This is a genomic window from Streptomyces sp. S6 (assembly GCF_054880855.1).
The window spans coordinates 1-11,835 of the sequence record NZ_JBTYMC010000211.1 but is presented as its reverse complement, the minus strand read 5'-3'; the positions used below and the strand labels follow the sequence as shown (position 1 = coordinate 11,835).

The following is an 11,835-nucleotide window of genomic DNA, read 5'->3' as shown; positions in this document are numbered from 1 at the left end:
GGTGTGGGTCCGGGAGGCGTGCAGGAAACGGCGGTTGACCTCCTCGGCGCCCAACTCGGCACGCCTGGCCAGGTATTCGTCCGGCGGCGCGTGCGGGGGGAGGTCGAGGACCAGGAGGCGCAGCAGCGTGCGCGGGCAGGGCGCGGGCGCGAGGTGGGTCGTACCGGGGGCGGTCGAGTAGACGCCGCCGTCCGTACGGGAGCCCGGCCCGACCAGGTACCCGCCGGCGCCCCGGATGTCGATCCCGGGCGCGAGACGGCTCGCGGAGTTCGGGACGACGACGTCGGCTGGGCCGGTGAGCCAGAGGTGCCGGCCGCCGGAGGGGGTGAGGACGACGACCGTCGGCGGGATCGTGAAGAGGTGGCGCAGCGCCAACTCCCTTAGCGCGGCGGTGGAGTCGGTGTCGCCCTTGGTGTCGAGGTCGATGCCGATCAAGTGGTGCGGAGCCAGTCCGCAGGCGATGCCGTAGCCGGTCGCCCAGGGGGCCACGGCGAACAGGGCGCGGATCCGGGCGGGGTCGGTCGTCGCGTCGTAGACGCCGTGGCCGGGACGGCCGCATTCGCCGTGGCACTGCGGGGTGCCGGGCGGGTCGAGGCGGTGGGGGGAACGGAGGGCCGGGAGCTTCGTGCGGGACAGGGGGATGACGGCCAGGCCGCGTTCGGCGGCCGAGAGTGCGTGTGCCAGGGCCAGCGTGGTGGCCTGCCGGTCGGTGGTGGCCATGGCTCAAGTTTCGCACACTCGTTCGAAAATCGGGAGGGGGCGCAGACTCGGCAGGCCCTCGGGGATGCGGGTGCCGGTGCCGGTGCCGGAACGCTTCACCCCAAGCGGCGTACGGGATACGGCGATTCCGGCACGCCCGGGACGTGCAACTCCGCGAAGAACGGTAGTGAAAGGGGTTTATCGACTGGTCATCACGCTTGCGTGCTAATCATGCCGTCCGGGGTGGTTCCGTGGGGGTCCGGTGGGCAACTCTGATCTCGCGACGTCGTCACAAGCGCCGAGGCGGTCGGCCAACTGCCCCGGTAACAGCCGTAGTTCACGCATCACCCGGCCTCAGGCCGGTACGTCTCTTGTTCTCTGGAGGAACAACATGGCAAGCATCCGTACCGCCCGCATCGTCGCCGCTGTCTCCGCCCTCCCGCTCGCCGCCGCTCTCTTCACCGGCGTCGCGGCGGCGGACAACGGCGGCTTCGCGGACGACGGATCGAACGCGGGCGTCGCCAGCATCATCGGGAGCGGTGTGGCCGGCGACAACAACGGCAACTCGGCCACCACGCAGCAGAACGCCGTGGGTTCCGGCGCGAGCAACCAGAACAACACGGCCCAGGTGAACGGGTCCGCGTTCACGTCCATCAACCAGGGCAACCACAACGTCCAGGTCACCTTCGCGCCGCTGTGGTGGTGACCCGCTGACCGAAGGGGGCCGGCGCACCGGTACCGGCTCCCCGGCCAGGTGTGGGGTGTGCTCACCGGGGTGGTGAAGCGCCTGCGCGGCGAGGCTTTCGGGCTTCGCCGCGCAGGCGTTTCGGTGTGGGCGGAGTGTGACCGGGGTCGGTGAACTCTCTTTCCGTTCTTGACAGTCCACGCCATCTGACGGACAGTCAGAAACCGTTTCGGGAGGGGAGGGTGCCGTGCGTGAAGAAGACGTCGAGCGGCGGCTCAAGGAGTACGAGGGCCGGCCCGCCGCCGTCGCCGGGATCGCCAAGGACCCCGTCGACGCCGCGATGATCCGCCACTGGTGCGAGGCGCTCGGCGACACGAACCCCGCGTACGCCGGGCCCGACGCGATCGTCCCGCCCGCGATGCTCCAGGTCTGGACGATGGGCGGGCTCTCGGGGCACTCGTCCCGCACCGAGACCTACGAGCAACTCCTCGCGCTGCTCGACGAGTTGGGGTGCACGGCCGTCGTCGCCACCGACTCCGAGCAGGAGTACGTCCGGCCGCTGCGGATCGGGGAGCGGGTCTCCTTCGACTCTGTGATCGAGTCGGTGTCGGGGCGGAAGTCGACGAAGCTGGGGTGGGGGTACTTCGTCACGACCCGGACCGATGTCCGGTGCGGGGACGGGGAGTTGGCCGGTACGCACCGGTTCCGCATCCTCAAGTACGCGCCGGCGCGGAGCCGTCCCGTGGAGACCCCGCGCCGCCCCCGCCCTGTGATCAACCGCGACAACTCCCCTTTCTGGCAAGGCGTTCACGACCACCGTCTCCTCATCCAGCGCTGCGTCCGCTGCGCCACCCTCCGCCTCCCCTGGATCCCCGGCTGCGTCGAATGCGGCTCACCCGACTGGGACACCGTCGAGGCGAACGGCGAAGGCACGGTCCACTCCTACGTCGTCATGCACCACCCCCCGTTCCCCGCCTTCGCCCCCCCGTACGCCGTCGCCCTCGTCCAACTCGCCGAAGGGGTACGGCTGGTGAGCAACGTGATCGGCATCCCCTACGACAAGGTCCGCATCGGCCTGCCGGTGACCCTCGAATTCCACGCGTACGACGACGAGTTGACGCTGCCGGTGTTCCGGGCGGGAGAGGACCCGGTATGAACCCTGTCGAACTCCCCCCACTGGACATCGAGATCACCCGCACCCTCATCGTCGCCGGTGCCATCGCCTCCCGCGACTACCAGGACGTCCACCACGACCCCGACGCCGCCCGCGCGAAGGGCTCCCCCGACATCTTCATGAACATCCTCACCACCAACGGCCTCATCAGCCGCTACCTCACCGACCACTTCGGCCCCACAGCCCGCCTCCGCACCCTGTCCATCCGCCTGGGCGCCCCCAACTACCCCGGCGACACCCTCCACTTGAGAGGTGAGGTGCAACAGGCCGAAGGCCGCGAACTGACGGTCCGGGTCACCGGCGACAACAGGTTGGGCCGACATGTGACGGGGACGGCGAGGGTGGTGGTGGGTGAGGGCACCGGGAGGGCTGACGGCACGATCGATCCGGCGGGCGAGAGCCGGGGGGCTGCCGGTGGGGCCGAGGCGGGGGACACGGGTGCCGGAAGCGCGGGCGGTGGCTCCGGTCCGGCGGGTACGGACGCGAGCACATCCGGCGACGAGAACGGGCCGCCGGCCTTGAGGACAGAGGCGGACGAGCCCAGGCCACCGGGCGCGGACACCGCAACATGAACCAGCCCCAGCGCCCTATGGGCCAGGGAGGTACCCCCGTGGGACGGCACGGGTGGGCTGGAGGTACCCCCTGCTCGAAGAGCTTGGGGGAGGCACCCCGCCAGCGCGGGTGAGCGAAACGCCCCCACCCCAGCCCCCACCGGACCCTCACCCCACCAAGACCGGCCCCACACCCGCCCTCCCCTCTCGCTCCCACCAAGGCCCACCCCCAAGGAGCCCCGATGCCTCCCGCTCCCCCTCACCCCCTCTCCAACCGCGCCGCCATAACCGGCATAGGCGCCACCGAGTTCTCCAAGAACTCCGGCAGAAGCGAGCTGAGGCTGGCCGCGGAAGCCGTGCGTGCGGCGATAGAGGACGCCGGGCTGAAGCCGGCGGACGTGGACGGGATGGTGACGTTCACGATGGACACGAATCCTGAGGTGAGCGTCGCGCAGGCGTGCGGGATAGGGGAGTTGGGCTACTTTTCGCGGGTGCACTACGGGGGCGGCGCCGCCTGTGGGACCGTGCTCCAAGCCGCCATGGCCGTCGCGACCGGCGTCGCCGAGGTCGTCGTCTGCTATCGCGCGTTCAACGAGAGGTCGGGGCGCCGGTTCGGGGCCGGGGTGACGCACAGGGAACCCTCCGCGGAGGGCGTCGCGCTGGGGTGGACGCTGCCGTTCGGGCTGCTGACGCCCGCGTCGTGGGTGGCGATGACGGCGCAGAGGTACCTGCACACGTACGGGCTGACCCCGGACGCGTTCGGCCAGGTGGCCGTCGTCGACAGGAGGCACGCGGCGACGAACCCGGCCGCGTACTTCTACGGCCGTCCCATCACCCTGGAGGACCACGCCGCGTCGAGGTGGATCGTCGAACCCCTACGACTTCTGGACTGCTGCCAGGAGACGGACGGCGCCCAGGCCCTGATCGTGACGACGCCGGAGCGCGCCCGGGACCTGCCGAACCCCCCGGTGCTGGTCGCGGCGGCGGCGCAGGGCGCGGCGAAGGGGCAGGAGCAGATGACGGGCTTCTACCGGGGCGACCTCGCCACCCTCCCCGAGATGGCGGCGGTCGCGGACCGCCTCTGGACGGCCTCCACCCTCACCCCGGACGACATCGACGTGGCGATCCTGTACGACCACTTCACCCCGTACGTCCTCATGCAGCTGGAGGCGTTCGGCTTCTGCGGACCCGGAGACGCCTCAGGGTTCGTCGCGGCGGACACCCTCCCCCTCAACACACACGGCGGACAGCTCGGCGAGGCGTACCTGCACGGCATGAACGGCATCGCCGAAGCCGTACGACAACTGCGCGGAACAGCGGTGAACCAGGTTTCCGGCGCCGAGACGGCACTCGTGACGGCCGGTACCGGAGTACCCACCTCCGGCCTGGTCCTCACGACGGACAGCTGATCCCCACGGAGCGGACGGCCGATTCCCCAAGGGTCATCCCGTACTACCCAGGTCTTTCCGCTCCACCTTCAGGAGGTGGGGCGCACCCCACCCCTACAACCTGAGGGGGACCTTTCTTCGGGACCTGCGGGCGATCCGGACCACGCGCTCTCCCTCCTAGCGTGGAGGCATGACCACACCCGTCTGCACCAGCGCTTCGATCGGCCCGGCGCGGACCACCGCCCGCCCCGGATACCCGTCCTTCGCGTCCTACGTCCGGGACCGCCAGCCGGTGCTCCTGCGCACGGCCCGCTCGCTGACCGCGAACCCGTGCGACGCGGAGGACCTGCTCCAGACCGCCCTCACGAAAACGTACGTCGCCTGGGACCGCATCGAGGACCACCGCGCCCTCGACGGCTACGTCCGCCGCGCCCTCCTGAACACCCGCACATCCCAGTGGCGCAAACGCAAGGTGGACGAGTTCACCTGCGACGAACTCCCCGAGCCGCCCCTCACCACCGGCCTCGAAGACCCCGCCGAACACCAGGCCCTCCACGACGCGATGTGGCGAGCCATCCTGAAGCTCCCCGCCCGCCAGCGAGCCATGGTCGTCCTCCGCTACTACGAGGACCTCAGCGAGGCGCAGACGGCGGAGGTCCTCGGGGTGTCGGTCGGCACGGTCAAGTCGGCCGTGTCCCGGGCGCTCGGGAAGCTGCGGGAGGATCCTGAGCTGGGGTTGGCGCGGGACTGAAGTCATGATCCCGGCCCAGTTCGGCCACGGGCGCCGGTAGACATCAAAATGGACCCCGGGTTCCGGTACCCGGGACAAGTTCAGGTAGCACGGGTGGTCGGGGTCACCCACGTCCAGTTCCTCACTGGAAAGAGGCTCGTTGCGGCGGTCGTTTCGCTGCCAGGTTCCGAGCATGGGTCTCGCGCCGTAGTCGGCGTTCGTAGTCGGCGACTTGGCGGGCTACGGGAATGCCGGTGGAAGTTCGAAGCAACCGCTCGTTCTTGCGGTCCACCAGGAAGGGACCGTTGCGCCTCGGGCGCCGTCGATCTCCGCCAGCACCAGTCGGCGCGCTTCTTCCTCAGCCAGGATCGCCCGATGATGCCACCCGCCAACCCCCGGAAAAAGTTGCGCAGTTCGCTGGGATTTGCTTCAACTCCGTGATCTCGGTGCTACGGTGCTCCTCAACAACAACAAAAAGTGGCCCCTCCAGGACTCAGAGTGCGACAACACTCTGCTGAAGGGGCCTGACGACAACCACCTGACAAGGAATCTGTCGCCATGCGCAACTCTATCGCGCATGCCATCTTGGCGTGCCTGCGTACCCTGATCGCGCTTCTCCTGCCCGCTACGGGCAGGCGCCGCAAGTGCTGTGTACAACGCGTTGCGGCCCCCGCGCCCCAGCCGGTCATCCCCGAAAGCCCCTGGTCACGACCCTGGACCTCGCCGTCCAAGGAAGAGGCTGCGGCGATTTTCCGGCGGCAGGCGGAGGCTCGGGCGTGGGCTGAGGCGGCGGAAGTCGAGTTGCAGAGGGAGCGGCGGCGGGCGGCGGCCTATGCGGCGGCGGGGCTGGAGTATCCGTACACCTATGAGGGCGCCCCGTTCGGGGTGGAAGCGTTTGCTGATGTGATGCGGGAGAGTGCGTGAGGTAGGGGTGCGGTGACGCACGGGGGCCGTCTCGTCACGGCCCCATCAGGCAACTTGACCTCCGCTTTAATGTGAATGGATCGATCGGCCCCTCCCTAGTGACATACCGCCCGGTATGTGAGCAGAATCGGCCTCACCAGTTCCGTCGCAGGCAATGTCGCCCGGGAGGATCGCCGTGCAGAGCACGATGCAGGACGTACCGCTGCTGATTTCGAGGATTCTGACGCACGGGGCCACGATCCACGGCTCCTCGCAGGTGACGACGTGGACCGGTGAGGAGCCGCAGCGGCGGACGTTCGCGGAGATCGGTGGGCGGGCGGCGCAGCTGGCGCACGCGTTGCGGGACGAGCTGGGTGTCACCGGGGATGAGCGGATAGGGACGCTCATGTGGAACAACGCCGAGCACGTCGAGGCGTACTTCGCGATTCCCTCCATGGGGGCAGTGCTGCACACCCTCAACCTCCGGCTTCCTCCCGAGCAGTTGGTGTGGGTCGCGAACCACGCGCAGGACAAGGTCGTCATCGTCAACGGCTCACTGCTGCCGCTGCTGGTTCCGCTGCTGCCGCACCTCAGGACCGTCGAGCATGTGGTCGTGTCCGGGCCCGGTGACCGGTCCGGGCTGGCGGACGTCTCCGTCGGGGTGCATGAGTACGAGGAGCTGATCGCCGGGCGGCCGACGGAGTACGACTGGCCTGAGCTGGACGAACGCAGTGCGGCGGCGATGTGCTACACCTCGGGTACTACGGGGGACCCCAAGGGGGTCGTGTACAGCCATCGGTCGATCTATCTGCACTCCATGCAGGTCAACATGGCGGAGTCGATGGGGCTGACGGATGAGGATCTGTCGCTGATCGTCGTCCCGCAGTTCCATGTGAACGCCTGGGGGCTGCCGCATGCGACCTTCATGACCGGCGTGAACATGTTGATGCCGGACCGGTTCCTCCAGCCTGCTCCGCTCGCCGAGATGATCGAGTCGCTGAAGCCGACGCATGCGGCTGCCGTGCCGACGATCTGGCAGGGGCTGCTCGCCGAGCTGACCGCTCGGCCGCGCGAGGTGTCCAGTCTCGGTCAGGTCACCATCGGGGGGTCCGCGTGTCCGCCGTCCCTCATGGCCGCGTTCGACGAACTCGGGATGCGGGTCTGCCACGCGTGGGGGATGACCGAGACGTCCCCGCTCGGGACGATCGCCCGGCCGCCCGCGCGTGTCGTCGGCACCGACGAGGAGTTCGGGTACCGGCTCACGCAGGGGCGGTTCCCCGCGGGGGTCGAGGCGCGACTCACCGGGCCCGGGGGTGAGCGGCTGCCGTGGGACGGGGAGTCCGCGGGGGAGTTGGAGGTGCGGGGGTCCTGGATCGCCGGGGCCTACTACAACGGGGCCGAGCCGATGCGGCCCGAGGACAAGTTCAGTGCGGACGGGTGGCTGAAGACGGGGGACGTCGGGACGATCTCTCCCGACGGGTTCCTCACGCTCACCGACCGGGCCAAGGACGTCATCAAGTCCGGGGGCGAGTGGATCTCGTCCGTCGACCTGGAGAACGCGCTGATGGCACATCCCGCCGTCGCCGAGGCCGCCGTTGTCGCCGTGCCGGACACGAAGTGGGGGGAACGGCCGCTTGCCACCGTGGTGTTGAAGGAGGGCGCCGCCGCCGGCTTCGCCGAACTGCGGGAGTTCCTCGCGGGCGAGGGGGGTATCGCGAAGTGGCAGCTGCCTGAGCGGTGGACGGTGGTCGAGGCTGTGCCCAAGACGAGTGTGGGGAAGTTCGACAAGAAGGTGCTGCGGCGTCGGTACGCGGAGGGGGAGTTGGAGGTTACGGAGCTTTGAGGTAGGCGGTCTGGGAGGGGGGGAGGCGGAGAAGGCGTGCTGGAGACGGACTTTCCGCGTTTCGCCAAGAACGTGGAGCACACGAAGGAAGCACTCGGGTGAACACCTCGGCACCCCCCTCCGCCCCTCCGACCCGTGCCGGGCCAGGGACCGGCTCCGTGCTGTGCGGCTTCGCCCTGGCCGTGGGCCATTTCGTGTCGGCCTACCTCGTCCTCATCGCGTACCTGGCCGACCCCTCAGGCCCCTGGGACAGCGAAACCGTCGCCCACTCGAACTTCGCGTCCGGTCTCGGTCTGGCGCTCACCGTCATCACGGCGCTTATGACCTGGGTGTTCGTCAAGGCCGAGTGGCTGCGGCGTTGGTGGTACGCCATACCTACGGTGCTTGCCGTCGCCGAACTGCTGCGGCTGACCGTGCTTGTGCCGGAGCTGTGACGCGGAGGTCTGCGATGGCCTGACGGCCGGGGCCGAACGCGCTCTTCGGCCATCGCGGACTTTCGCGGAAACGCCGCTCGCACCACTGCCACGATCTGCGCCGGAACCTATTGAACACAGCCCCGCACCCCCGAAGGAAAGGCCCCACCTCACCGGCGCTTCAAAGTCGCCCCCCACCCCACCCCCAGCCAAACCCCCGCCACCACCACAACCCCGCCCCACCCGAACCCCCCGAACGCGGCCCCCGCCAGCGCCGACGCCGTCGCTCCGCCCGCGAACCCCGACACCACGTACGCGCTGTTGGCCACCCCCGGTGACGGCGTCGTCGTCAGGGCCAGGGTCTGGTTGCCTATGTGGGAGGCCACCAGTGCCGCGTGGATCAGGACGGCCGCCACGAACAGGGCGGGCAGTGTGAAGCCGCCCCACCAGAAGAGGGGTATCGAGAGGGCGGCGAGGATGTACGCCCCCCGGACCACGTGCCCGGCGCTGAAGCGGTCGACCAGGCCGCCGGCGAAGGGGGCGACCACGCTTGCGGTGAGCCCGAACAGGCCGAAGAGCCCCGCCGTGGCGGTGGACATGCCGTACCCGGCGCCCGACCCCGTCAGCAGCAACGCCAACGACGTCCACAACGCGGACCAGGCCCCGTACATCCCCGCCTGCCGGACGCAGGCCCGCCACAGTTCAGGCGACCTCCTGACCAGCCCCGGCATCCCGAGCAGCCCGGAGAAGAGGGAACCCCCGTCGCGTACGGGCCGTTCGTGAGGGAGGGCCCAGGCGGTCAGCAGTCCCAGTGCGGCCGTCAGAACAGCGGCTCCCACGAACGCCCACCGCCACCCGAAGGCCTGCCCCACGAGTCCCCCGAGGACCCGAGCCGCGACGATCCCGGTGAACAACCCGGCGATGACGGCGGCGACATGCCGGGCCCGGCGGTCGGCGGGTGCGCGCTGGGCGACGAGGGGGACGAGGAGCTGGGGGACGACGGTCGCGGCGGAGGCGAGGAAGACGGTCGTCGCGAGTATCCCGGCACTGCCGGAGAGCGCACCGCCGCCCATGGCCACCGCCGTCACCACGGACAGCACCGCGACGATCCGCCGCCGGTTCACCCGGTCCCCCAGCGGAGCGAACAGCAGCAGCCCGGTGGCGTAACCGAACTGTGCGACGGACGCGATCCAGGCGACCGAGGACGCGGTGGTGCCGAAGTCCCGCGCGATGAGGGGGAGCAGGGGCGCGGCGAGGTAGATGTTCGCGGCGGTGACGGCCGTGCAGAGGGCGATCAGCGGCAGCAGGAACCGCGCGTTGCGCGGGGGCGCCTCCCCGGAACGGGCATCGACCCGCGCGGACACCGGTGACACAGCAGACATGGTCCCCCTCCAGACTCGTACAACCAACCAGTTGGTTGCCATGTGTCGCCCCAACAGTCTGAAGGCCCGCCGCATTCCCTGTCAACCAACCAGTTGGTTTTTTCTCGTTCCCGCTACCCTGAACCCATGGCAGTCAGAGACCCCGAGGCGACCAAGGCGCGCATCTTCGACGCCGCCGCCACCGAGTTCGCCCGGTACGGCATCGCCGGCGCCCGCATCGACCGCATCGCCGCCGAGGCGAAGGCGAACAAGCAGCTCATCTACGTCTACTACGGCAACAAGGCGGAGCTGTTCACGCAGGTCCTCAGCCGCCGCATGGTCGAGCTCGCCGCCGCCATCTCGGTCGACCCGGACGACATCGAGGGCTGGATCGACCGCCTCATGGATTACCACGCGGCCCACCCCGAACTCCTGCGCCTCCTGTACTGGGAGGGCATCGAGTACGGCACCGCCGAACTCCCCGACGAACAGGCCCGCCGCGAGCACTACGCGGAGAAGATCGCCGCGATGAGGGACGGCCAGGAGCGCGGCGTGGTCACCGACGCCATCCCCGCGGCCGACCTCCTCTTCCTCCTCATCTCCCTCGCCAACTGGATGACCGTCGTCCCCCAGATGACCCGCGTCATGACGGGCGACGAAGACACCGACCGCACGCGCCTACGGTCGTCGATCCGGGAGGCGGCGAGGAGGCTGGCCGCGAAGTGAGGCCATGGGCCCGGCCCTAGTTCGTCCCGATCCGCGCCAGCAGATCCACGATCCGCGACTGCACCTCACCACTCGTCGACCGCTCCGCAAGGAACAGCACCGTCTCCCCGGACGCGAGCCGAGGCAGATCCGGCTGCTCCACAGCCGCCGTGTACACCACCAACGGCGTCCGTGTGAGCTGCCCGTTCGCCCGCAGCCAGTCGAGAATCCCGGCCTGCCGACGGTCGACCTGCATCAGGTCCATGACCACCAGGTTCGGCCGGAACTGCCCCGCCAGCATCACCGCGTCCGCGTCGCTCGCCGCCCGCGCGACCTGCATGCCCCGCCGCTCCAACGTCGACGTCAGCGCGAGCGCGATCTCGGCGTGCTCCTCGATCAGCAGGACCCGCGGCGGATGCTGCTCGCTGTCCCGGGGCGCGAGCGCCTTCAGCAGGACGGCCGGGTCCGCGCCGTACGCGGCCTCCCGGGTCGCCTGCCCGAGACCGGCCGTGACCAGCACCGGAACGTCCGCAGCGACGGCCGCCGTCCGCAGCGACTGGAGGGCCGTACGGGTGATCGGCCCCGTCAGCGGGTCGACGAACAGGGCCGCCGGGAACGCGGCGATCTGCGCGTCGACCTCCTCACGGGAGTTGACGATCACCGGACGGTAGCCGCGGTCGCTGAGCGCCTGCTGCGTCGTCACGTCCGGCGCGGGCCAGACCAACAGCCGGCGCGGGTTGTCGAGCGGTTCGGGGGGCAGTTCGTCGTCCATCGGCTGCGGGCGCGGCGGATCGGCGACCTCGACGGCCCCACCGGGCCCGTCCAACGGCTCCGGCCCCTCGGCGGCGTTCGAGTCGGGCGCCCCTATGGCGTACGACCGTCCGGCGCCGTCCGTCCCCGGCGCGAGCCGCGTCTGCCCCGCCATCGACGGGTGCGGCAGCGACTGCGCCGGGACGATGGGCTGCTCGGTCGGCGGATGCGGACGGGCCTCCGGCCCCGGCGGCGTCCCGAGCTTCCGCCGCCGCCCCGCACTCGGCGTCCCCCCGGGCGGCGTCGCCGACGGCTGCTGCACCTGCGCCGCCTGCCGCGTGAACGGCACACCCTGCCCGAGCGTCGTCACACTGATCGCCCTGCCCTGCGTGGAGTTGGGGTCCGGCTTGGACCCCATCGCCTCGGCCGGCAACGGCTGCGGCGCGGGCACCTCCGCCGGAAGCGGCAACGGGATGTGCCCCGTGTGGCCGGGCTGCGGGGGGAGGGGGATCTGACCGGTCTGACCGGGTGCGGGATGCGAGACCTGGGCCGGGAGCTGGGGTGCCTGCGGCGCCTGCGGGCTCACCTCGTCCGCCTCCGCCCCCGGCGGCACCGCGACAGCCCGCCGCCGAC

General features: G+C 70.3%; 11 protein-coding genes and 1 pseudogene. 9 read left to right on the top strand and 3 right to left on the bottom strand.

The window, feature by feature from the left end; genetic code table 11:
- A partial coding sequence (locus tag ACVNF4_RS24825; RefSeq protein WP_461805093.1) for a bifunctional DNA primase/polymerase occupies positions 1 to 720 on the bottom strand: 720 nt, incomplete at its 3' end.
- Positions 721 to 1,090: 370 nt separating this feature from the next.
- On the opposite strand from ACVNF4_RS24825, the gene ACVNF4_RS24820 reads away from it, so the two are divergent.
- From ACVNF4_RS24820 to ACVNF4_RS24785, 8 genes and pseudogenes are all read left to right on the top strand, one after another.
- Complete coding sequence (locus ACVNF4_RS24820; RefSeq protein ID WP_461805092.1) at positions 1,091 to 1,405, top strand: hypothetical protein; 315 nt, start codon at positions 1,091 to 1,093, stop codon at positions 1,403 to 1,405.
- Positions 1,406 to 1,631: 226 nt separating this feature from the next.
- Positions 1,632 to 2,540 (top strand): bifunctional MaoC family dehydratase N-terminal/OB-fold nucleic acid binding domain-containing protein, encoded by a 909-nt coding sequence (locus ACVNF4_RS24815; RefSeq protein WP_461805091.1) that lies wholly within the window; start codon positions 1,632 to 1,634, stop codon positions 2,538 to 2,540.
- Positions 2,537 to 2,917, top strand: a pseudogene (locus ACVNF4_RS24810) (MaoC family dehydratase); the annotation flags it as partial. The gene ACVNF4_RS24815 and the pseudogene ACVNF4_RS24810, both read left to right, overlap by 4 nt.
- A gap of 434 nt (positions 2,918 to 3,351) precedes the next feature.
- Positions 3,352 to 4,518 carry a lipid-transfer protein gene (locus ACVNF4_RS24805; RefSeq protein WP_461805090.1) on the top strand — a complete coding sequence of 389 codons (1,167 nt, stop codon included), beginning with the start codon at positions 3,352 to 3,354 and terminating at the stop codon, positions 4,516 to 4,518.
- 169 nt (positions 4,519 to 4,687) lie between these two features.
- Entirely contained in the window at positions 4,688 to 5,248 is a 561-nt protein-coding gene (locus ACVNF4_RS24800) for a SigE family RNA polymerase sigma factor (RefSeq protein ID WP_461805089.1), read from the top strand.
- Positions 5,249 to 5,785: 537 nt separating this feature from the next.
- Positions 5,786 to 6,151, top strand: a complete 366-nt coding sequence (locus ACVNF4_RS24795; RefSeq protein WP_461805088.1) for a hypothetical protein — start codon at positions 5,786 to 5,788, stop codon at positions 6,149 to 6,151.
- A 154-nt stretch (positions 6,152 to 6,305) separates the two neighbouring features.
- Positions 6,306 to 7,973: a long-chain fatty acid--CoA ligase gene (locus tag ACVNF4_RS24790; RefSeq protein ID WP_461805087.1), complete on the top strand. Its 1,668-nt coding sequence runs from the start codon at positions 6,306 to 6,308 to the stop codon at positions 7,971 to 7,973.
- Positions 7,974 to 8,131: 158 nt separating this feature from the next.
- Positions 8,132 to 8,407, top strand: coding sequence for a hypothetical protein (locus ACVNF4_RS24785; RefSeq protein WP_461805086.1), 276 nt, complete (start codon positions 8,132 to 8,134; stop codon positions 8,405 to 8,407).
- Positions 8,408 to 8,556: 149 nt separating this feature from the next.
- Here the strand turns inward: ACVNF4_RS24785 and ACVNF4_RS24780 are convergent, their stop codons facing one another.
- On the bottom strand, positions 8,557 to 9,768 hold the full coding sequence (locus ACVNF4_RS24780) for an MFS transporter (protein WP_461805085.1): 1,212 nt from the start codon (positions 9,766 to 9,768) through the stop codon (positions 8,557 to 8,559).
- Positions 9,769 to 9,894: 126 nt separating this feature from the next.
- Between ACVNF4_RS24780 and ACVNF4_RS24775 the strand changes: the two genes are divergently transcribed.
- Entirely contained in the window at positions 9,895 to 10,473 is a 579-nt protein-coding gene (locus ACVNF4_RS24775) for a TetR family transcriptional regulator (RefSeq protein ID WP_461805084.1), read from the top strand.
- 16 nt (positions 10,474 to 10,489) lie between these two features.
- Here the strand turns inward: ACVNF4_RS24775 and ACVNF4_RS24770 are convergent.
- Positions 10,490 to 11,835 (bottom strand): response regulator (locus ACVNF4_RS24770; protein ID WP_461805083.1); only part of this gene is annotated, 1,346 nt, incomplete at its 5' end.